The organism is Streptomyces sp. 1-11 (assembly GCF_007176755.1).
Lineage (GTDB): Bacteria > Actinomycetota > Actinomycetes > Streptomycetales > Streptomycetaceae > Streptomyces.
The window spans coordinates 1-21656 of sequence record NZ_BJTV01000017.1 but is presented as its reverse complement, the minus strand read 5'-3'; the positions used below and the strand labels follow the sequence as shown (position 1 = coordinate 21656).

The 21656-nt window shown below is 73.2% G+C and carries 14 protein-coding genes; 8 read left to right on the top strand and 6 right to left on the bottom strand.

All coding sequences use genetic code 11. The annotated features are described in order from the left end of the window. Positions 1-38 precede the first annotated feature (38 nt). Genes TNCT1_RS29110 through TNCT1_RS29090 form a run of 5 tightly spaced genes read left to right on the top strand, consistent with a single transcriptional unit; the run spans position 39 to position 7955 of the window. The gene (locus tag TNCT1_RS29110; protein WP_143637993.1) at positions 39-2870 is read left to right on the top strand and encodes a nitrate- and nitrite sensing domain-containing protein; all 2832 of its coding nucleotides are present in this window, start codon (positions 39-41) and stop codon (positions 2868-2870) included. Beyond that, a complete protein-coding gene (locus tag TNCT1_RS29105) occupies positions 2867-3301 on the top strand; it encodes a roadblock/LC7 domain-containing protein (protein WP_143637991.1) in 435 nt (144 codons plus the stop codon). Before TNCT1_RS29110 ends, TNCT1_RS29105 begins: the two co-directional genes overlap by 4 nt. Positions 3302-3310: 9 nt before the next feature. Further along, complete coding sequence (locus tag TNCT1_RS29100; RefSeq protein WP_143637988.1) at positions 3311-3706, top strand: DUF742 domain-containing protein; 396 nt, start codon at positions 3311-3313, stop codon at positions 3704-3706. Positions 3707-3730: 24 nt separating this feature from the next. Continuing rightward, positions 3731-7369: a hydantoinase B/oxoprolinase family protein gene (locus TNCT1_RS29095; RefSeq protein WP_143637986.1), complete on the top strand. Its 3639-nt coding sequence runs from the start codon at positions 3731-3733 to the stop codon at positions 7367-7369. Continuing rightward, positions 7350-7955 carry an ATP/GTP-binding protein gene (locus TNCT1_RS29090; protein WP_143637983.1) on the top strand — a complete coding sequence of 202 codons (606 nt, stop codon included), beginning with the start codon at positions 7350-7352 and terminating at the stop codon, positions 7953-7955. Before TNCT1_RS29095 ends, TNCT1_RS29090 begins: the two co-directional genes overlap by 20 nt. 189 nt (positions 7956-8144) lie before the next feature. On the opposite strand, the gene glpK is transcribed toward TNCT1_RS29090, so the two are convergent. From glpK to TNCT1_RS29075, 3 genes are all read right to left on the bottom strand, one after another. Then, positions 8145-9665, bottom strand: a complete 1521-nt coding sequence (gene glpK / locus TNCT1_RS29085) for a glycerol kinase GlpK (RefSeq protein WP_143637981.1) — start codon at positions 9663-9665, stop codon at positions 8145-8147. Positions 9666-9752: 87 nt separating this feature from the next. Then, the gene (locus TNCT1_RS29080; RefSeq protein ID WP_143637977.1) at positions 9753-10502 is read right to left on the bottom strand and encodes an MIP/aquaporin family protein; all 750 of its coding nucleotides are present in this window, start codon (positions 10500-10502) and stop codon (positions 9753-9755) included. Between the two features lie 364 nt (positions 10503-10866). Then, a complete protein-coding gene (locus TNCT1_RS29075) occupies positions 10867-12516 on the bottom strand; it encodes a GGDEF domain-containing protein (protein ID WP_143637974.1) in 1650 nt (549 codons plus the stop codon). Between the two features lie 201 nt (positions 12517-12717). Between TNCT1_RS29075 and TNCT1_RS29070 the strand changes: the two genes are divergently transcribed. After that, the gene (locus tag TNCT1_RS29070) at positions 12718-13254 is read left to right on the top strand and encodes an NUDIX domain-containing protein (protein WP_143637971.1); all 537 of its coding nucleotides are present in this window, start codon (positions 12718-12720) and stop codon (positions 13252-13254) included. 10 nt (positions 13255-13264) lie between these two features. Here the strand turns inward: TNCT1_RS29070 and TNCT1_RS29065 are convergent, their stop codons facing one another. After that, positions 13265-15625 carry a glycoside hydrolase family 31 protein gene (locus TNCT1_RS29065; protein WP_143637968.1) on the bottom strand — a complete coding sequence of 787 codons (2361 nt, stop codon included), beginning with the start codon at positions 15623-15625 and terminating at the stop codon, positions 13265-13267. A gap of 212 nt (positions 15626-15837) precedes the next feature. Between TNCT1_RS29065 and TNCT1_RS29060 the strand changes: the two genes are divergently transcribed. Together TNCT1_RS29060 and TNCT1_RS29055 are read left to right on the top strand one after the other, a co-directional pair. Continuing rightward, a complete protein-coding gene (locus tag TNCT1_RS29060; RefSeq protein WP_143637965.1) occupies positions 15838-17805 on the top strand; it encodes an acetoacetate--CoA ligase in 1968 nt (655 codons plus the stop codon). Between the two features lie 155 nt (positions 17806-17960). Next, entirely contained in the window at positions 17961-18854 is an 894-nt protein-coding gene (locus TNCT1_RS29055) for a hypothetical protein (RefSeq protein ID WP_143637963.1), read from the top strand. Positions 18855-18924: 70 nt separating this feature from the next. Here the strand turns inward: TNCT1_RS29055 and ptsP are convergent, their stop codons facing one another. Continuing rightward, on the bottom strand, positions 18925-20595 hold the full coding sequence (gene ptsP, locus TNCT1_RS29050; RefSeq protein ID WP_143637961.1) for a phosphoenolpyruvate--protein phosphotransferase: 1671 nt from the start codon (positions 20593-20595) through the stop codon (positions 18925-18927). A 75-nt stretch (positions 20596-20670) separates the two neighbouring features. Further along, on the bottom strand, positions 20671-21120 hold the full coding sequence (locus TNCT1_RS29045) for a PTS glucose transporter subunit IIA (protein WP_143637959.1): 450 nt from the start codon (positions 21118-21120) through the stop codon (positions 20671-20673). Positions 21121-21656 lie beyond the last annotated feature (536 nt).

Sequence of the window (21656 nt, the reverse complement as noted above, 5' to 3'; positions counted from 1 at the left end):
TGTACCCCCGGCCGGCGGGGGTCGAGCTGGGGGAGGCCATGCGCTTTCGCGGGAAGTCGATCCGCCGGAAGATCGTGGCGCTGCTTCTCGTGCCGCTGGTGTCCCTGACCGCCATCTGGGGCTTCGCCACCGTGCTCACGGGTCGTGAGGTCACCCGCCTCTTCAGCGTGACCGACATCGTGCAGGACGTCGGCTACCCCACCGAGGACGCCGCCCGCGGACTGCAGCAGGAACGCCGCCAGACCCTCGTCTACCTCGCCGACCCGCGCGCGGCCGACGCCCTGTCGGCGCTGCACCGCACTCGCACCGCCACCGACCGCTCCCTCGCCGAGGTCCGCCGGCACTCCCGCGAGAAGGACGTCCGCGAGGGCATGGACGGGGACGACGGCGAGCGGCTCACCGCGGTCCTGGACGCGTTCGAGGGCCTGGACGCGCTGCGCCGCGGCGTCGAGACGCGCACGGTCAGCCGCGCCCAGGCCTTCGACCGGTACAACCGCCTGATCGACCCCTGCTACACCTTGCTCGCCTCCCTCGACGGCGTCGACGACGTCGAGATGGACAAGCAGGCCCGCGCCCTCGTCAACCTCACCCGCGCCCGCGAACTGCTCTCCCGCGAGGACGCGTTGCTCGGCTCCGCACTGGTGGTGGGCAAGGTCTCCCGCGACGAGAGCCGCGACGTCTCCGACCTCGTCGCCCAGCGCGACCTGCTCTACGACATCAGCCTGCCGCTGCTCCCCGCCTCCGAACGCGACCGGTACGAGCGCTTCTGGGAGAACGCCGTCACCGCCCCGCTGCTGGCCGCCGAGCAGTCCGTCACAGGCACGGGGGCCGGGACACCGCGCCCGGTCACCGCGCAGAGCTGGGACGCCGCCGCGGCGAGCGTCCTCGACGACCTCGGCACCCTCGACGACCAGGCCGGCGACCGGTTCCAGGACCGGATGCGGCCGGTGGCCGTCGGCGTGATCGCGCAGGCGGCCGTCGCGGGCGTCCTCGGTCTGGTCGCCCTCCTCCTCTCCGTGGTCCTCTCCGTGCGCGTCGGCCGCGCCCTGGTGCGCGACCTGCGCCAGCTCCGCCTGGAGGCGCACGAGGCGTCCGGCGTGCGGCTGCCCAGCGTGATGCGCCGCCTCTCCGCCGGTGAACAGGTCGACGTGGAGACCGAGGTACCCCGGCTGGAGTACGACAAGAACGAGATCGGCGAGGTCGGCCAGGCCCTGAACACCCTCCAGCGCGCCGCCGTCGAGGCCGCCGTCAAGCAGGCCGAACTGCGCTCCGGCGTCTCCGAGGTGTTCGTCAACCTCGCCCGCCGCAGCCAGGTGCTGCTGCACAAGCAGCTCACCCTGCTCGACACCATGGAGCGCAGGACCGAGGACACCGACGAGCTCGCCGACCTCTTCCGTCTTGACCACCTCACCACCCGCATGCGCCGGCACGCCGAGGGCCTGGTGATCCTCTCCGGCGCGGCCCCGTCCCGGCAGTGGCGCCGCCCGGTGCAGCTCATGGACATCGTCCGGGCGGCGGTCGCCGAGGTGGAGGACTACGAGCGCATCGAGGTCCGGCGCCTGCCGCGGGTCGCCGTCACCGGCCCGGCCGTCGCCGACATCACCCACCTGGTGGCCGAACTCCTCGAGAACGCCACGGTCTTCTCACCGCCGCACACCGCCGTCCAGGTCCTCGGCGAGCGGGTCGCCAACGGCTTCACCCTGGAGATCCACGACCGGGGTCTGGGCATGACCGCCGAGGCCCTGCTGGACGCCAACCTCAGGCTCGCCGAGACGCCCGAGTTCGAACTCTCCGACACGGACCGGCTCGGTCTGTTCGTGGTCAGCCGCCTCGCCCAGCGCCAGAACGTCCGGGTCTCCCTGCAGCCGTCCCCCTACGGCGGCACCACCGCCGTCGTCTTCATCCCCGACCTGCTGCTGTCCGACGACGTCCCCGACACCAACGGCCTCGGCTTCCGCCTCGACCGGGACCGCCCGGCGAAGGAGGCCGGGCACGCGGCGGGCCTCGGCCCCGCCCGGTCCCACGCCCCCGTCCAGCTCCCCGGGCTGCCGACCTCCCTGCTGGACGGGCCGGTCGAGCTCGAGGCGCCGGTGGACCTGGACACCATCGACGACTTCCCGGGCGCCCTGACGGACGAGGAGAGCGAGCGCGGCGGCCTGTTCCGCCACCGCCGCACCCGCGACCGCGCCGACGAACGCCGGATCGCCCTGTCCGACGAGCCGCACCAGCCGGTCCCACCGCGCATGGCCGACGGCCCGGACCCCGACCGCACCGGCGGCCCCGTACCGCTGCCCCGGCGGCAGACGCCCAAGCTGGTCAGCTCGCACGGCCGGCCCGTGGCGGAACAGCGCGCCCGGCGCGGCGACTCCGACGGCCAGCCCGTGCCCGGCCCGCGCCGCACCGACGCCGCAGGACCGGCGCCGCTGCCCGCCCGCCGCCGCGGCACGGCGGCCCGGCGCACACCGGCGCTGCCCGAGCCGGCGGACGAGCAGACGGTCCCCCCGGGCGACGGCGCGGGCCAGACCTCCGAGGCCACCGAGCTGCCCCGGCGGACCCGGGCCCCGCGGCCGGCTTCCGGGCGCGGCGGCGAGGGCGCCCCGCCCGCGGGCGGCCCGGCCCCGGACCCCGCGTCCGGCGCCGGAGCGCTGCCCCGGCGGGTACGGCAGGCCAGCCTGGCCCCGCAGCTGAAACAGGAACCCGCACGGCGCCCCGAGGGCGCCGGGGAGCCGGCCGACCGCGACGCCGAGGAGGTCCGCGACCGGATGGCCTCGCTGCAGCGCGGCTGGCAGCGCGGCCGTGAGGAGAACGCCTCGGGCGACGAGACCAGCAACGGCACAGCACAAGGAACGACTAAGGGGGACGGTCGATGACCGCACCGAAGGCCACCGGCCGCACGGAGCCGAACAAGGGTGAGCTGAACTGGCTCCTCGACGAACTCGTCGACCGGGTCGCCAGCATCCGCAAGGCCGTCGTGCTCTCCGGCGACGGACTGCCCACGGGGGTGTCCAAGGACCTGACCCGCGAGGACAGCGAACACCTGGCCGCCGTCGCCTCCGGCTTCCACAGCCTCGCCAAGGGCGTGGGCCGCCACTTCGAGGCGGGCAGCGTCCGGCAGACCGTGGTCGAGCTCGACGACGCCTTCCTGTTCGTCACCGCCGCCGGGGACGGGAGCTGCCTCGCCGTCCTCTCCGACGCGGACTCCGACGTCGGGCAGGTCGCCTACGAGATGACTCTGCTGGTCAAGCGGGTCGGCGTGCATCTGGTCACCGCACCGCGCACCGATCTGCCCGCGGGCGGGTAGTGGGATGACATGAGCGGAGACGGTCAGGGAAGCAGCCACTGGTTCGACGACGAGGCCGGGCCGGTCGTCCGTCCGTACGCCATGACGCGCGGCCGCACCACCAGCGCGGGCCAGCACCGCCTCGATCTGATCGCGGTGGTCGTCACCGAGCCGGACGCCCAGGACCGTGAGGCCGACCCGACGCTCGCCCCGGAGCACGTGGAGATCGTCGGGCTGTGCGCCGAGGCGCCGCAGTCCGTCGCCGAACTCGCCGCGGAACTCGATCTGCCCATCGGTGTCGTGCGCGTCCTGATCGGGGACCTCGTGCACGCGGAACTCGTCCACGTGACACGCCCGGTCCCCCCGGCCGAGCTGCCGGACGAGAGTATTCTGCGCGACGTGATCAACGGCCTCCGGGCGCTGTGACCGGCGCGGAAGCGGAGTGACGACGTGACAGGCTGGCAGTTCTGGGTCGACCGAGGCGGCACCTTCACCGACATCGTCGCGCGTCGCCCGGACGGCCGGCTGCTCACCCACAAGCTGCTGTCCGACAACCCGGAACGGTACGCCGACGCGGCGGTCGCGGGCGTCCCGGAACTGCTGCGCGGCTCCCGGGAGCCCGTCGACGCCGTGCGCATGGGCACCACGGTCGCCACCAACGCACTCCTGGAACGCAAGGGCGAGCGGACCCTGCTGGTGATCACCCGGGGTTTCCGCGACGCCCTGCGCATCGCCTACCAGAACCGCCCCGCCATCTTCGCCCGCCACATCCGGCTCCCCGGGCCGCTGTACGAGCGGGTCGTCGAGGTGGACGAACGGATCGCCGCCGACGGGACCGTGCTGCGCGCCCCGGACCTCGAAGCGCTCGCGGGAGCGCTCCGCCAGGCGTACGACGACGGGATCCGCGCGGTCGCCGTCGTCTGCCTGCACAGCCACCTGCACCCCGCCCACGAACGCGCCGTCGGCGACCTCGCCGCCCGCACCGGATTCCCGCAGATCTCGCTGTCCAGCGAGACCAGCCCGCTGATGAAGCTCGTCCCGCGCGGTGACACCGCCGTCGTCGACGCCTACCTGTCCCCGGTGCTCCGCCGCTACGTACGGCACGTCGCCGGAGAACTGCGCGGGGTGCGGCTGATGTTCATGCAGTCCAACGGCGGACTCACCGAGGCCGGACAGTTCCGCGGCAAGGACGCCGTGCTGTCCGGGCCGGCCGGCGGCATCGTGGGCATGGCCCGCATGTCGCAGCGGGCCGGCTTCGACCGCGTCATCGGCTTCGACATGGGCGGCACCTCCACCGACGTCTCGCACTTCGCCGGCGCCTACGAACGCGTCTTCACCAGTCAGATCGCCGGCGTCCGGCTGCGCGCCCCGATGCTGGACATCCACACCGTCGCCGCCGGCGGCGGCTCCGTGCTCCACTTCGACGGCTCCCGCTACCGCGTCGGCCCCGACTCGGCCGGCGCCAGCCCCGGACCCGCCTGCTACCGCGCCGGCGGCCCGCTCACCGTGACCGACGCCAACGTGATGCTCGGCCGCATCCCGGCCGCCCACTTCCCGGCGGTGTTCGGCCCCGGCGGCGACCAGCCCCTCGACGCCGCCGTCGTCCGCGACCGCTTCACCGCCCTCGCGGACGAGATCCGCGAGCGGACCGGCGACGACCGCACGCCGGAGCAGGTGGCCGAGGGCTACCTGCGGATCGCCGTCGCCGACATCGCCAACGCCGTCAAGCGGATCTCCGTCCAGAAGGGCCACGACGTCACCCGCTACGCCCTGACCACCTTCGGCGGAGCCGGCGGCCAGCACGCGTGCCGGGTCGCCGACTCGCTGGGCATCCGCACCGTCCTCGTACCGCCCATGGCCGGCGTGCTCTCCGCGCTCGGCATCGGCCTCGCCGACACCACGGCCATGCGCGAACAGTCCGTCGAGGCGCCGCTGGAGGCCGCCTCGATGCCCGGCGTCCGCGAGACGGCCGACGACCTGGAGCGCGCCGCCCGCGCCGAACTGCGGGCCGAGGACGTCCCGGAGGACCGCGTCGAGGTCACCCGGCGCGCGCAGCTCCGCTACGACGGCACCGACACCACCCTCACCGTCGAGCTGACCGAGCCCGGCACCATGCGGCACGCCTTCGAAGAACGTCATCGCGCCACGTACTCCTTCACCCTCGACCGCCCGGTCGTCGTCGAAGCGCTCTCCGTCGAAGCCACCGGCATCACCGCACCCCCCGACCTCTCCGCCCTCGCTCCTTACGCGGGCCACCGCGCCGCCCCGCGCACCGTCCGCCTGCACACCGGCGGCGCCTGGCACGACGTACCCCTCCACCGCCGGGAGGCCCTTCCCCCCGGCGAGACCGTCACCGGGCCCGCGATCATCACCGAGCCCGGCGCGACGACCGTCGTCGACGACGGCTGGCGGGCCGCGGCCGCGGACGACGGGCATCTGGTCATGGAACGCGCGGCGGTCACGGAGAGTTCCGACGCCGACACGGAAGTGGACCCCGTTCTGCTCGAGGTCTTCAACAACCTCTTCATGTCGATCGCCGAGCAGATGGGCGCCCGGCTCGAGTCCACCGCCCAGTCCGTCAACATCAAGGAGCGGCTGGACTTCTCCTGCGCCCTGTTCGACCCGCACGGCAACCTGGTGGCCAACGCGCCCCACATCCCCGTCCACCTGGGCTCCATGGGCACCAGCGTCAAGGAGGTCATCCGCCGCCGCGGCGCCTCCATGCGCCCCGGCGACAGCTACGCCGTCAACGATCCGTACCACGGCGGCACCCACCTGCCCGACGTCACCGTGATCACCCCGGTCTTCGGCACCGACGACGCGACAGCGACGGAGAGTGATCCGGAGATCCTCTTCCACGTCGCCTCCCGCGGCCACCACGCCGAGATCGGCGGCATCGCGCCCGGCTCGATGCCCGCCCACAGCCGGACCATCGACGAGGAAGGCGTCCTCTTCGACAACTGGCTGCTCGTCCAGCGCGGCCGCTTCCGCGAGGAGGAGACCCGCCGCCTGCTCACCGAGGCCCCCCACCCCTCCCGCAACGTCCGCACCAACCTCGCCGACCTGCGCGCGCAGATCGCCGCCAACCGCAAGGGCGTCGACGAGGTCCGGCGCATGATCGAGGAGTTCGGCCTCGACGTCGTCCAGGCCTACATGCGGCACGTCCAGGACAACGCGGAGGAGGCGGTCCGCCGGGTCGTCGACGCCCTCGACGACGGGGAGTACGCCTACGAGACGGACTCCGGCGCCGTCATCCGCGTCCGTGTCCGCGTCGACCGCGCCGAGCGGCGCGCGACCATCGACTTCACCGGCACCTCGGCCCAGCTCGCCACCAACTTCAACGCCCCGTCCTCGGTGGTCGACGCGGCCGTCCTCTACGTCTTCCGCACCCTGGTCGACGACGACATCCCGCTCAACGACGGCTGTCTGCGCCCGCTGGAGATCGTCGTGCCGCCCGGCTCGATGCTCGCCCCCGAGCCCCCCGCCGCCGTCGTCGCGGGCAACGTGGAGACCTCCCAGGCCGTCACCGGCGCCCTCTACGCCGCGCTCGGCGTGCAGGCCGAGGGCTCCGGGACCATGAACAACGTCACCTTCGGCAACGAACGCCACCAGTACTACGAGACCGTCGCCTCCGGTTCCGGCGCCGGCGACGGCTTCCCCGGCGCCGACGCCGTGCAGACCCACATGACCAACTCGCGCCTCACCGACCCGGAAGTGCTGGAGTGGCGGCTCCCCGTCCGGCTCGAGGAGTTCACCGTACGGCGGGGCAGCGGCGGCGCGGGACGCCGGCGCGGCGGCGACGGCGCGGTGCGCCGGATCCGCTTCCTCGAACCCATGACCGTCTCCACGCTCTCCCAGCACCGCCGCGTGCCGCCCTACGGCATGGCCGGCGGCGAACCCGGCGCGCTCGGCGCCAACCGGGTGGAGCGGGCCGACGGAACGGTCACCGATCTCGGCGGGAGCGGCTCGGCGGACGTGGGTCCGGGCGACGTTCTCGTCGTCGAAACCCCCGGTGGCGGCGGCTACGGCCGGCCGTCACCCGAACACGATCAAGCGGGAGAAGAGACGGATGATCTTCGGGCGTTCTGAACGCGGCAAGCCCCCGGTCGAGCCCGTCACGCTCAAGATCCTGGTGGCCGGCGGCTTCGGCGTGGGCAAGACGACGCTGGTCGGCGCGGTCAGCGAGATCAGGCCGCTGCGCACCGAGGAGCTGCTCACCGAGGCCGGGCGTCCGGTAGACGACACGAGCGGCGTCGAGGGGAAGCACACCACCACGGTGGCCATGGACTTCGGCCGCATCACCCTGCGCGAGGACCTCGTGCTCTACCTGTTCGGGACCCCCGGACAGGAACGGTTCTGGTTCATGTGGGACGAGCTGTCCGAGGGCGCGCTCGGTGCCGTGGTCCTCGCGGACACGCGCCGCCTGGAGGACTGCTTCGCCGCCGTCGACTACTTCGAGCGCCGCTCGATCCCGTTCGTCGTGGGCGTCAACTGCTTCGAGGGCGCCGCCCGCTACCCCGCCGACGCCGTGCGGCAGGCCCTCGACCTCGACGAAGGGGTGCCGGTCGTGCTGTGCGACGCCCGCGACCGGGAGTCGGTCAAGGAGGTGCTCATCCGCGTCGTCCAGCACGCGATGGCCCACGCCGCCGACCGCCGCCGCGCCCTCGCCACCTGACCTCCGGCCGTCGCGGGCCCCTCGCCACCCGACCCCCGACCGTCGCGGCCCCTCTGCACCTGACACCCCCTGCGGCCCACAGCACGGCCCGTACCCCCGCCGACAGGGGTACGGACCGTGGTCCCCGCGGACGCCCGGCGCGCGCGTGAGGCGTGAGCCTCGCACGCGCGCGTGCCGGCCGTCCTCGCCCTACACGTCGTCCTCCTCGAGCCAGCCGAAGCTCTTCTCCACCGCCCTGCGCCAGTTGCGGTACTCGCGCTCGCGCGCCTCCGCCGCCATCGCCGGTGTCCACTCGGCGTCCCGCTGCCAGTGCGACTTCAGCTCGTCGAGGCCGTTCCACACACCTGTGGCGAGACCGGCCGCGTAGGCGGCCCCGAGGCAGGTGGTCTCGGAGACCCGCGGCCGGATCACCGGCACCCCGAGCACGTCGGCCTGGTGCTGCATGAGCAGGTTGTTGCTCGTCATGCCGCCGTCGACCTTCAGGGTCGTGATCCGCACCCCGGAGTCCTGGTACATGGCGTCCACGACCTCGCGCGTCTGCCAGCTCGTCGCCTCCAGCACCGCGCGCGCGAGGTGGGCCTTGGTGACGTAGCGGGTCAGCCCGGTGACGACCCCGCGCGCGTCGGAGCGCCAGTAGGGCGCGAACAGCCCGGAGAAGGCGGGCACGATGTAGGCGCCCCCGTTGTCCTCGACGCTCGCCGCCAGAGTCTCGATCTCGTCCGCGCTGCGGATGATGCCGAGCTGGTCGCGGAACCACTGCACCAGCGCGCCCGTGATCGCGATGGAACCCTCCAGGCAGTACACCGGCGCCTCATCGCCGATCTTGTAGCCCATCGTCGTCAGCAGGCCGTTCTTGGACGGCACCGGCCGGTCGCCGGTGTTGAGGAGCAGGAAGCTGCCCGTGCCGTAGGTGTTCTTGGCGGTGCCGACGTCGTAGCAGGCCTGTCCGAAGACGGCCGCCTGCTGGTCGCCGAGCGCCGAGGCGACGGGCACCCCGGCGAGCGGTCCGACCGCCGTGCCGTACACCTCGGCGGACGACCGGATCTCCGGCAGGACCGCTTCGGGCACGTTCATCGCGGAGAGGATGGCGGGGTCCCACTGGAGGGTGTCCAGGTTCATCAGCATGGTCCGGCCGGCGTTCGTGACGTCGGTGACGTGCCGGCCGCCGTCGGGGCCGCCGGTGAGGTTCCAGATCAGCCACGAGTCGATGGTGCCGAAGGCGATCTCGCCGCGGTCGGCCCGCTCCCTGAGGCCCGGCACGTGGTCGAGCAGCCAGGCCGCCTTCGGCCCGGAGAAGTAGCTGGCCAGCGGCAGCCCGGTGGCTTCCCGGAAGCGGTCCTGTCCGTCGCTGCCGCCCAGTTCGCGGCACAGGGCCGCGGTCCGGGTGTCCTGCCACACGATCGCGTTGTGCACGGGCTTGCCCGTGGCCCGGTCCCACAGGACCGTGGTCTCCCGCTGGTTGGTGATGCCGAGCGCGCTGAGCCGGTCGGCGCGCAGCCCGGCCTTGGCCAGCGCCCCGGCGACCACGGCCTGCACCTTCGACCAGATCTCGGTGGCGTCGTGCTCCACCCAGCCCGGCCTGGGGAAGATCTGGCGGTGCTCGCGCTGGTCCACGGCGACGATCGAGCCGCCGTGGTCGAAGATGATGCAGCGGCTGGACGTGGTGCCCTGGTCGATGGCGGCGACGTACTTCTCGGCGTTGTCCGTCATGGCTGTCCCTGGGTCGCTGGGTCGGGTCGCTGGGGCGGGCCGCCGCACCGGGCCCTTGCGGCCGGGTCCGCGCGGTGGGGTCGCGGGTCAGAAGGCGATGTTGTAGACGAGACCGGCGAGCGCGCCGCCGATCAGCGGCCCGACGACCGGGATCCAGGAGTAACCCCAGTCGCTGGAGCCCTTGTTCGGGATCGGCAGGAAGGTGTGCACGATGCGCGGGCCGAGGTCGCGGGCGGGATTGATGGCGTATCCGGTGGGGCCGCCGAGGGAGAGCCCGATGCCGACGACGAGCAGCGAGACGATCAGCACCGTCGTGCCGGACTCCCCGAGCCCCTTGGTGAGCCCGAAGGCGAGGACGGGCAGCACGAGCGACATCGTCGCGATGATCTCGGTGATCAGGTTGGCGACCGGGTTCCTGATCTCCGGGATGGTCGAGAAGACGCCGAGGGTCGGCACCGGTTCGCCGGCGGTCCCCTCGGTCGTGCCCTCCTTGCGGACGTTGGCCTGGAACTGCGCGAGGTACACGAGGTACGCGAGGACAGCGCCGAGCATCGCGCCGACCATCTGGCCCAGCAGGTAGACCCAGACCTGGCCCCACTTGCCGGTGTCCACCGCGATGCCGACGGTGACCGCGGGGTTGAGCTGTCCGCCGGAGAGAGGAGCGGCGGTGTAGGCGCCGGCGAGCACGCCGAACCCCCAGCCGAACGCGATGACCACCCACCCGGAGGCGCGCGCCTTGGAGTACCTGAGGGTGACGGCGGCGCAGACGCCCGCGCCGAAGAGGATGAGGATCGCGGTGCCGATGACTTCGCCGACGAATATGTCTCCGTTGCTCATGGCGGCTCCCTTGACGCCGGCCTGGGGCACACGGCCCCGGCTCTCCGTGCAGGAACGGTTCCTCTGGCGACTTCAGCCGAAGACAGGGAGGGCCCCGCGCCCCGCCCGGCGTCCGTGACGAGCGTGCCGTCGCAGCCGTATCGCCTCCAGGGGCAGGCCGGTGAACAGGGAAAAGGCCCGCGGCGCAGTGCCTGAATACGCCGTGGATGTACGGCGATGTCGGCTGACACCGGGAAGTGTTCACCGGCGCCGGGAGGCCGTCAAGGTCGCCGACGGCAACGATGGCGGCGGTCTCCCGGACCCGGACCCCGGTGGCCCGCCTCCCGCGGACGGGCGCCCGAACGGTCCCGTGGGGCGCGGCGGTTCACCCGAGGGGCCCGGCCGTCGCACAGCCCGCCCGGGCCGGTTCCGCCCCATGGCCGCGCCGGATCTCCTGACCCGGCAGCCCCGCGCGCGCGAGCACCCAGCTCGTTCCGGAAAGGGCCTTCGCGGCCTTCTTCACCGGCGCGAGATGGGCGGCGGCCTGCCGGTGGTCGAACACGCTCCCGGGCCGGCACACCACGGTCGACAGGGACAGCGTCACCGGGCGGCCGCCCGCCGACCAGTGAGCGTCGAGCACCGAGGCGGCCAGCGGTTCCAGCACCTCCTCCTCGGCCAGGACCAGGAAGTCGTCCCCGCCGATGTGACCCACGCGCGCGTGCCCCGCGGCGGCCTCCTGCAGCGCCCGGCCCACCGAGCGGATCAGCTCGTCGCCCGCCGCGAACCCGGCGCCGTCGTTGACCTGCTTGAAGTGGTCGATGTCCAGCCAGCTCAGCGCGAACGCCCGCCCCTCGGCGATCCGCCGGTCCACCTCACCCGTGATCGCGTCCGAACCGGGCAGCCGGGTCAGCGGGTTCAGGCCCGCCGCCTCCTCCACCCGGGTCTCGGCCAGTGCCCGCACGAGATCCGCGAGCCGCACCACCCCCACGCACCGGCCACGGCGGTCGACGACCGCCACGTCGTCCGAGGTGCGGTCGCTGCCGCCGACCGCCACCACGTCCAGCACCTCCCAGGCGGTGGCGTCCACGCCGACCGCGCGCGGAGCGTCGCCCAGCCTGTGCGCGGGCCGGTCCGCGTACAGGGCGTGCCCGTAACGCCCGGACATCGACAGCAGGAAGCGCGAGCGGTGCACCGAACGCACGGGCACCCCGGCCTGGTCCACCAGCAGCACCCCGGAGACCTCGGGCGAACCGGTCAGCAGCGCCCGCACCTGCCCCGCCGAGGCGGTCACCGGCAGAACGGCGGCGGGCCGCACGAACTCCCGCACCGGCGGCCCCGGCCGGGGCTGCGTCAGGGCCCCGGGGGAGCGGGGCGGTACGTACACGTCGGCCGCCGGTATGCGGGCCGGCGGCGCGAACAGCTCACCCTGGGCCAGTTGCGCACCGGCCGACAGCGCCGCCGCGCACTGCAGTTCGGTCTCCACGCCCTCCACCGCCACCAGGGCGCCCAGTTGCTCGCACAGCGTCCGCATCGCCCGCACCGCGGCCGGCCTGGCCAGCAGCGAGGCGTCGAGCTTGACCAGGTCGGGGGAGAGGTCGGTCAGCAGCCGCAGGGGCACGTCCCCGTCCCCGATGCCGTCCGCGCTGATCCGGAACCCCTGCTCACGCAGCGCGCCGACCGCATCGAGCAGCGCCCGGTGCGGCACGTGGGTGCAGGGCGGCACGACGTCGAGGGTCACCTCCCAGGGCATCCGGCCCGCGCCGCGGACGACGTCGTACAGCGGGGCGAGGCCGCCGAGGTCGGCGAGGGTGGCCGCGAACACGTTGAGGTGCAGCGGCAGCAGCGTCTCCTTGCGCGCCGCCGCGCAGAACGCCAGCACGGCCAGCCGGCCGTCGAGTTCGGGATCACGGCGGGCCTCGGCCAGGACGTCGCCGGTCTCCGGGCGGGCGAGCACCTCCAGTGCGGTGACCGCGCCGGTCCGCAGATTGACCACCGGCTGGAAGGCGAAGCGGAGAGTATCCGACCAGGAGTGCACGGGAGCATGATGACGCCGCCGGAACACGCCCAGGCCCAGTTCATGAGACGTTCACACAGCATTCCCGGCTGATCACGGAGCGTGGGAAAGCGCCGTCGCGGCCGCGGCTGCGACGCACCGGCCGGACCCTCCCGGCGCAGCCCGGCTTTCTGTCCGCCGGTGCCGGAAGAAGCCCCTCCTGTGATCGGATAAAGTCCGCGCGTGTCCGAAAATCAGCTTTCAAGCGCCAACTCCGCGCCTGGTTCCCACTGTTCGAGCTGCGGAGCGGCTTACGGAGAGGGCGTCACGGGCTGGCCGCGCACCTGCCCCGCCTGCGGCACCGCCGCCTACCGCAACCCGCTCCCGGTCGCCGTCGCGCTCCAGCCCGTCTACGACACCACGGGCACCGCCCTGGTCGTCATCACCCGGACCGTCGCCCCCGCGCGCGGCGGAACGGCACTGCCCGGGGGCTACGTCGACGACCGGGAGGACTGGAAACAGGCCGTCGTGCGCGAGCTGAAGGAGGAGACGGGCATCGACGCCGCCGCCCGAGACGTGCGCCTCGTCGACGCCATGAGCTCACCCGACGGGCACCTGCTGCTCTTCGGTCTCCTGCCCGAACGCCCGGCCGAGGGGCTCCCGGCCTCCAGCCCCACCGACGAGACCGAGGGCTGGCACCTCCTGCGCAGACCCGAGGAACTCGCCTTCCCGCTGCACACCCTGGCCGTACGGGGCTTCTTCGAGGGCCGCTACATCTGAAGCCGCCCGCTCAGCCGAGCCCCCGTACGCGCACCCGGTGCGGCGGCTCGGCCGCCCCGTCCTCCCGCTCCCGGGTCACCACCACCCGCCGGCCCTGCCGGCGGGCCGTATAACGCTCGATCTCCGGCTCGGCCCAGCCGTCGCCCGCGTCCTGGACGACGAGCCCGCCCCCGGTCCGCCCCTGGACCGGCGCCCACACCTCCAGTTCGAGCGCGCCGTCCGCACCCCGCACGGGAACGACCGCTCCCGCGCGCGCGAGCACCGGTATCCGCGACAGCGGCGTGTCCAGCCGGACCCGCCCCGGGCCCTCGAACGCCTCCTCCGTCACCATGTCGTACCAGCGGCCCCGCGGCAGCCGCACCGCACGCCCCTCGCCGCCGGGGCCGAGGACCGGCGCCACCAGCAGATGGTCCCCGAGCAGGAACGCGTCCTCGCAGTCGCGCAGCGCGCGGTCCTCGGGCGCTCCCCACCACAACGGCCGCACATAGGGCGCGCCGGTGCGCCGCGCCAGGTACGCCAGCGTCACGAAGTACGGCAGCAGACGCCGGCGCTCCAGCAGCGCCCCGCGCGCGTGCCGCAGCACCTCGGCAGCGGACTCCCACGGCTCCCCGCCCCCCGCCGGCGGCCCGGCGTGCGTCCGGAACAACGGCAGGTACGCACCGAGCTGGAGCCGGCGCAGATACAGCTCGGGCGAAGGACCGCCGTCGGGGCCGCCCACGTCCGGACCCGAGTAGGGCACCCCGCACAGCCCCATCCCCAGCACCAGCGACAGCGCGGCCCGCAGCCCCGGCCAGCCCGGTGCCACCTCCCCGGACCAGGCGCCGCCGTAGCGCTGCATGCCCGCCCAGCCGGACCGGGAGAACAGGAACGGCCGCTCCTGCGGCGACAGCTCGCGCAGCCCCTCGTAGCCCGCCCTGGCCATGCACAGGGCGTACACGTTGTGCGCCTCGCGATGGTCGCCGCCACGCCCCTCGACGGCGTGCCGGGCCGAGCGCGGCAGCGTCGTCTCGCCGAAGGTGCTGAACGACGTGGGCTCGTCCATGTCGTGCCAGAACCCCGCGAAGCCCTGCCCCAGCCGCTCCTCGTACAGGCCGCCCCACCACTTGCGCACGCGTGCGTGCGTGAAGTCCGGGAAGACCGACTCGCCGGCCCGCACCTCGCCCCGGACCGTCCGCCCCGCACCGTCGCGCACGAACGCGTCCAGCGCCGAACCGCTGTCGTACACGGCGCCGCCCGGCACGGCCTTCACCGCCGGGCCGACGGCCGACACCAGCCGGATCCCGTCCCTGCGCAGTTCCTCGGCGAGCACCGGCAGCTTGGGGAACCGCTCCTGGTCGACGGTGAACACCTGATGCCGGTCGTGGTGCCCGGCGTCCAGATGGACGGCGTCCAGCGGCAGATCCCTCTCCTGGTGGGCCGTGACGGTCCGGCGCACCTCCTGCTCACCGCCCGGGCCCCGCCGCAGGTGCTGGTGGCCGAGTGCCCACGCCGGCGGCAGCGCGGGCGCCCCGGTCAGCGCGGCCCAGGTGAGCAGCACGCGCGCGGGCGTGCCCACCATCACCCAGCAGCGCAGCGGCCCGCCGTCCATGCGCAGCTCGCAGCGTCCCGCCCGGTCGTGTCCGGACCCGGCGCCCTCCTCGCCCTCCCGCAGCGTCACCGTGCCGTCCCACGTGTTGTCGTGGAACATCAGATGGGTCGCCGCGTCCGCGACCACCATCTGCACCGGCATCGTGACGTGCAGCGGATCGTCCCCCGGGCCGAACGCGCGACCCGGATCGGTGTTCCACAGCCGGTAGGTGCCGTCGCGCAGCCGCGGACCCGCCGCGCGCCCGCCCAGACCGAAGAACCGGGCGTCCGCCGCCACCTCGGACCGCTGCAGCCACCGCCCGGCGCCCCCGCCGTCCGGCTCCCACCACCGCGGCGGCATCTCGCGCCGCAGCACCACACCGCCCGGCGTGCACACCTCCAGCGCCCCGTGCCGCGAGACGACGACCGTCACCCGCTCGGCCACCACCCGCCAGCCGCCGTCCTTGTCCGGCTCCAGCACGGCCCGCGGATCGGGCTCCGGACACGCTCCGGCGAGCGCGTACGACGGCTCCGGGCCCGCCCCGTCCCAGCCCCAGAACACGGCCCCGCTGACCGTCACGGTGATCCGCAGCTCGGACCGGCCGAACCGGATCAGACCGCCCCCGGGCCCCGGCTCCGCCCCCTGCACCAGCCCGGGGACACGCGCCCGCTCCGCCCCCCGCGGGGGCAGCCCGGCGGCGTCGATCCGCCGCCGGCGCCACGCCGCCCGCACGGTACGAAACCCGTGAGCCGCCCGCCCCGAACCGCCACCACTCACCGAACGCACCAGGTCACGACCGTCCATGCTGTTCACCCTGCCATTGACCGCCCCACGCGCGCGTGTCGTTCAACTGCCGTTCACCCGTGCCCGGGCCACATCTTCACGACACGGACTATGTGGGGCCCACCCTGGTGCAGAAGTCGATCACATGGCATCGTCCCTGTCAGCCGCGTCACGCGCACACCCCAGCCCGTGCGCGGACCGACGCACACGAAGCGCACAGCCCGGGAGCCCCCATGTCGACAGCGAACCCCCAGCCGCTCTGGCAGCCCGATCCCGAGCGGATCGCCCAGGCCCGCATCACCGAGTTCCAGGCCTGGGCCGCCGAGCACCACGGCGCCCCGGCCGAGGGTGGTTACCCCGCGCTGCACCAGTGGTCCGTGGAGCGGCTCGACACGTTCTGGAAAGCCGTCACCGAGTGGTTCGACGTCCGCTTCTCGGCCCCCTACACGCGCGTGCTCGGCGAGCGCACCATGCCCGGCGCCGAATGGTTCCCCGGAGCCACCCTCAACTACGCCGAGCACGCCCTGCGCGCCGCGGCCGCCCGCCCGGACGAACCGGCCCTGCTGTACGTCGACGAGACCCACGAACCGCGCCCGGTGACCTGGGCGGAGCTGCGCCGGCAGGTGGGCTCCCTCGCCGCCGAACTCCGTGCCCTCGGCGTCCGCCCCGGCGACCGGGTCAGCGGATACCTCCCGAACATCCCCGAAGCCGTGGCCGCCCTCCTGGCCACGGCCGCCGTGGGCGCCGTGTGGACCTCCTGCGCCCCCGACTTCGGCGCCCGCAGCGTCCTCGACCGCTTCCAGCAGGTCGAACCCGTCGTCCTGTTCACCGTCGACGGCTACCGCTACGGCGGCAAGGAGCACGACCGCCGCGAGACCGTCGCCGAACTGCGCCGGGAACTGCCCACCCTGCGCGCCGTCGTCCACATCCCGCTCCTCGGCACCGAGGCGCCCGAGGGCGCCCTGGAGTGGTCGGCGCTGACGGCCGCCGAGACCGAGCCCGTCTTCGAACAGGTCCCCTTCGGCCATCCGCTGTGGGTTCTGTACTCCTCCGGGACCACCGGCCTGCCCAAGGCCATCGTCCAGTCCCAGGGCGGCATCCTGGTGGAGCACCTCAAACAGCTCGGCCTGCACTGCGACCTCGGCCCCGGGGACCGCTTCTTCTGGTACACCTCGACCGGCTGGATGATGTGGAACTTCCTCGTCTCCGGCCTGCTCACGGGCACGACGATCGTCCTGTACGACGGCAGCCCCGGCTACCCGGACACCGGGGCCCAGTGGCGCGTCGCCGAACGCACCGGAGCCACCCTCTTCGGCACCTCCGCCGCCTACGTCATGGCCTGCCGCAAGGCGGGCGTGCACCCCTCCCGCGACTTCGACCTCTCCCGCGTCCAGTGCGTCGCCACCACGGGCTCGCCACTGCCCCCGGACGGCTTCCGCTGGCTGCACGACGAGGTACGCGACGACCTGTGGATCGCCTCCGTCAGCGGCGGCACGGACGTCTGCTCCTGCTTCGCCGGAGCCGTACCCACCCTGCCCGTCTACACCGGCGAACTCCAGGCGCCCGGCCTCGGCACCGACCTGCGGTCCTGGGACCCGAACGGCGACCCCCTCGTCGACGAGGTGGGCGAGCTGGTCGTCACCAACCCCATGCCGTCCATGCCGATCCACTTCTGGAACGACCCCGACGGCCACCGCTACCACGACAGCTACTTCGACACCTACCCGGGCGTCTGGCGGCACGGCGACTGGATCACCGTCACCTCACGCGGATCGGTGATCATCCACGGCCGCTCCGACTCCACCCTCAACCGGCAGGGCGTCCGCATGGGCTCGGCCGACATCTACGAGGTGGTCGAGAGGCTGCCCGAGATCAAGGAATCCCTCGTCATCGGCATCGAACAGCCCGACGGGGGCTACTGGATGCCGCTCTTCGTGCACCTGGCGCCGGACGCCGTCCTCGACGAGGCGCTCCTGGGCCGCATCAAGCAGGCCATCCGCGAACAGCTCTCGCCGCGCCACGTCCCCGACGAGGTCATCGCGGTCCCGGGCATCCCGCACACGCTCACCGGCAAGCGCATCGAGGTCCCCGTCAAGCGCCTCCTCCAGGGCACCCCCCTCGAGAAGGCCGTCAACCCCGGCTCCATCGACGACCTCACGTTGCTGGGCTTCTACGAGGAACTGGCCCGCAAGCGCGCCTGACCCGCCCCCGCGCCCAGCCCCGGACTCGCCCGGCACACCGGCGAGGTCCGGGGCCGGGCGCCTCCGTCCCCCGGCCGGCCGCCCCCTCACGGCCCGTTGTCAGTACCCCTGGTTACTGTGAGTGAGCACTGATCGACCGCGCACTTGGGGGAAACATGGCGCACACCGACCAGCGGACCATGCGACGCGTCCTGCGCCGCGAGATCGCCGGCACCATCGGCCTGCTCACCGACGAGCACGACTTCCGCGCCATGCGGCGCTACCGGAGCTTCGTCTTCGACGACCACACCGCCTACCTGCAACAAGTGGAATCACTGCTGAAAACCCGGGCGGCCCAAGGGGGACACACCACGCTGGCCCTCTTCGACCCCGAGGACTACGCCGTCTTCTGCGCGGAGACCGGCCTCGACCCGGAGGCACCCGCCAGCCGCACCCGGTTCACCGCACGACTGGCGGCCACCGGCCCCACCATCCCCTACGACGGCCGTCCCCTCACCGCACTCCTGCCCGACCTCGTCGACGAAGCCGTACGACAAGCCACCTGGGAGTACGCGACCACCCTCCTGACCCGCCTCGGGCCCTGCGCCACCTGCGGCGAGGACATCGGCCGCGCCGCCTTCACCCGCGCCTCCGGCCTCGTCGCCCGCATCCTCGACACCGCCCCGCCCGGCGACCGCCACCTCGTCTGCAGCGTCTCCGCGCCGGCGGAAACCCTCGTCGCCGTACTGCACGCCGACCAGGACGCCGTGGGCGCCGCCGGACTCGACGAAGCGGAACTCATGGAGTTCACCAGCGTCCTGGCACTCGGCCTGGCCACCGGCCGCGCCGGCGGCCTCGTCATGCGCGTCACCTCCGCCGGCACGGCCGACCGCGTGCACGGCTGGCGGCTGCGCGCGGGCGCCCTCGTGCCGCTGAGCGCCGCCGAGGTCTTCGACGCCTACTGCACCGACGCCGAATCCGGCGACATCATCAGCCCCGAACCGGACGTCGACTACTGCGCACCGCCCGACCTCGGACAGGAGGACACGCCACCGGAACACCGCCACTGAGCGCGCCAGGGGCGCCCCACCCGAAGGCGGGACGCCCCTGAACCGGCCGACCGCTGTGCACCGGGCCCGGCTACTCCCCGGACAGCACCGCCTGCGCCGCGCCGCGGGCCTCCGCCGCGCTGTCCGCCGCCCGCGCCGCCGCGGCGGCCCGCTCGCACTGCGCCAGCGTGTACTTCGCGAGAGTCGCCCGTACGTACGGGAGCGACGCCGCGCCCATGGACAGGGAGGTGACACCCAGACCGGTCAGCACACAGGCCAGCAGCGGATCGGACGCGGCCTCGCCGCACACGCCGCAGCTCTTGCCCTCGGCCCTGGCCGCCTCGGCGGACAGCGCCACCAGGTCGAGCAGCGCCGGCTGCCACGGGTCCTGGAGCCGGGACACCGCGCCCACCTGGCGGTCAGCGGCGAACGTGTACTGCGCGAGGTCATTGGTGCCCAGCGACAGGAACTCGACCTCCTGCAGGATGGAGCGCGCCCGCAGCGCCGCGGACGGGATCTCCACCATCGCGCCGAACTTCGCCCGCAGCCCCGCCTCGCGGCAGGCGTCCGCGAACGCCTTGGCATCCGCACGGTCCGCCACCATGGGCGCCATGACCTCGAGGTGGACCGGCAGGCCCTCCGCGGCCCTGGCCAGCGCGGTCAGCTGGGTGCGCAGCACGTCGGGATGGTCGAGGAGCGTGCGCAGACCCCGCACGCCCAGCGCGGGGTTCGGCTCGTCCGCGGGAGTCAGGAACTCCAGCGGCTTGTCCGCGCCCGCGTCCAGCACCCGCACGACCACACGGCCCTCGGGAAACGCCTCCAGCACCTGCCGGTAGGCCTCCACCTGCTTGTCCTCGGACGGCGCGTTCTTGCTGTCGTCCAGGAAAAGGAACTCCGTGCGGAACAGACCGACACCCTCGGCCCCCGCCTCCACAGCGGCCGGCACGTCAGCCGGCCCGCCGACGTTGGCCAGCAGCGGCATCTTGTGCCCGTCGGCCGTGGCGCCCGGACCGGTGGAAGCGGCCAGCGCGGCCTTGCGCTCGGCTGCCGCCGACTCCATCTGCGCCTTCTTGCCGGCGCTCGGGTTCACGAAGACCTCACCGGTGCTGCCGTCGACGGCGACCGTTGTGCCCTCGGCCAGTTCCCCGGCGCCCGGCAGCGCCACGACGGCCGGAACGCCCAGGGCGCGGGCCAGGATGGCGCTGTGACTGGTCGGCCCGCCCTCCTCGGTGACGAAGCCCAGCACGAGGGCGGGGTCGAGCAGCGCGGTGTCCGCGGGCGCCAGATCGCGGGCCACCAGCACATAGGGCCGGTCGCTGTCCGGAACGCCTGGCATCGGTACGCCGAGCAGCCGGGCGACGATACGGTTCCGCACGTCATCGAGGTCGGCCACGCGCCCGGCGAGGTACTCCCCGGCACCGGCCAGCAGCTCGCGGTACGAGGCGAAGGCGTCGTACACGGCACGCTCCGCCGTGCTGCCGACGGCGATCCGCCGCTCCACGTCCGCCATCAGCTCGGGATCCTGGGCCATCATGGCCTGCGCCTCGAGCACGGCCTGGGCCTCGCCGCCGGCCAGGTTGCCGCGCGCCGTCAGATCGGCCGCCACGGCGTCCACCGCCTGTCGGGCCCGGCCCTGCTCGCGTGCCGCCTCACCCGCGGCTATCTGCTTGGCCGGCGGCTCGAGCACCGCCGTCCCCATGTGCCGGACCTCGCCGATCGCCACACCGTGGCTGACGCCGACGCCTCGCAGCGTTGTGTCCATCTCACCGTCTCCGATAGTGCGGCGGGGCCGCCGCCGCGATGGTCGTCCTGTACGCCGCCGGCCGGCGGCCTGCCGTCAGTTCCAGGAGAAGAGGCTGTCGCCGGCCTTCACGTCACCGCTGTCCCGGACTTCGGAGAGGGACTCGGCGGTCGCTTCGAGCGCCACGACCGGGCACACGGGGGACTTGCCCGCCGCCTCCACGGCGGCCGGGTCCCAGCGCACGATGCTCTGCCCGCGCGTCACGGTGTCGCCCTTGCTCACGAGCAGCTCGAAGCCCTCGCCGTTGAGCTGAACGGTGTCGATGCCGAGGTGGGTCAGCACCCCGTGCCCATTCGCGTCGACCACGACGAACGCGTGCGGGTGCAGGGAGACGATGACGCCGTCCACCGGTGCCACGGCCTCGGAGGGCTCACGCACGGGGTCGATCGCGGTACCCGGGCCGACCATGGCCCCGGAGAAGACCGGATCCGGCACTTCTGCCAGTCCGATGGCCCGTCCGGCGAGAGGGGACGTCACGGTGGTCATGGGAAGCCTCCCAGGAGTGGAGCTGCAGGTAGGGCCGCCACTGCTTGTCCCGTGAACGGCGCGCTGAGCAGCAGCGTATGCCAAAGGAAGTGACGGTTCCGTACGGAACCTACCAGCTAGTGGTCTAGACCACCAACACCGCCGATTTGCATGCCATCCGAGACCCCGTGTACTGTCTTACTCCTGCCTGGGGCGGTGCGACGCGAAAGTGTCGCGGCCCGGCAGCAACCAAACTGGTCAGATCCTTTTCTCGGGATCGCTTCCGCATGTCTGCGGGAGGGTGGTCCGAGAGTCGGAAAAACACTGATAGAGTTTGGAACACCGAAGGGAAGCGCCCGGAGGAAAGCCCGAGAGGGTGAGTACAAAGGAAGCGTCCGTTCCTTGAGAACTCAACAGCGTGCCAAAAATCAACGCCAGATATGTTGATACCCCGTCTCCGGTCATCACGATCGGGACGAGGTTCCTTTGAAAAACACAGCGAGGACGCTGTGTGCGAGGGGATTATTCCTCCTCTCGCACCGCTCTCGTGGTGTTCA

Excerpts from the sequence above, each read along its gene's own strand:
- glpK (WP_143637981.1), bottom strand. The coding sequence starts at position 9,665 with ATGACGGACAACGCCGAGAAGTACGTCGCCGCCATCGACCAGGGCACC.
- TNCT1_RS29045 (WP_143637959.1), bottom strand. The coding sequence starts at position 21,120 with ATGACCACCGTGACGTCCCCTCTCGCCGGACGGGCCATCGGACTGGCA.
- TNCT1_RS29055 (WP_143637963.1), top strand. The coding sequence starts at position 17,961 with ATGGCGCACACCGACCAGCGGACCATGCGACGCGTCCTGCGCCGCGAG.
- TNCT1_RS29105 (WP_143637991.1), top strand. The coding sequence starts at position 2,867 with ATGACCGCACCGAAGGCCACCGGCCGCACGGAGCCGAACAAGGGTGAG.
- TNCT1_RS29110 (WP_143637993.1), top strand. The coding sequence starts at position 39 with ATGCGCTTTCGCGGGAAGTCGATCCGCCGGAAGATCGTGGCGCTGCTT.
- TNCT1_RS29060 (WP_143637965.1), top strand. The coding sequence starts at position 15,838 with ATGTCGACAGCGAACCCCCAGCCGCTCTGGCAGCCCGATCCCGAGCGG.
- TNCT1_RS29090 (WP_143637983.1), top strand. The coding sequence starts at position 7,350 with ATGATCTTCGGGCGTTCTGAACGCGGCAAGCCCCCGGTCGAGCCCGTC.
- TNCT1_RS29080 (WP_143637977.1), bottom strand. The coding sequence starts at position 10,502 with ATGAGCAACGGAGACATATTCGTCGGCGAAGTCATCGGCACCGCGATC.
- ptsP (WP_143637961.1), bottom strand. The coding sequence starts at position 20,595 with ATGGACACAACGCTGCGAGGCGTCGGCGTCAGCCACGGTGTGGCGATC.
- TNCT1_RS29100 (WP_143637988.1), top strand. The coding sequence starts at position 3,311 with ATGAGCGGAGACGGTCAGGGAAGCAGCCACTGGTTCGACGACGAGGCC.
- TNCT1_RS29065 (WP_143637968.1), bottom strand. The coding sequence starts at position 15,625 with ATGGACGGTCGTGACCTGGTGCGTTCGGTGAGTGGTGGCGGTTCGGGG.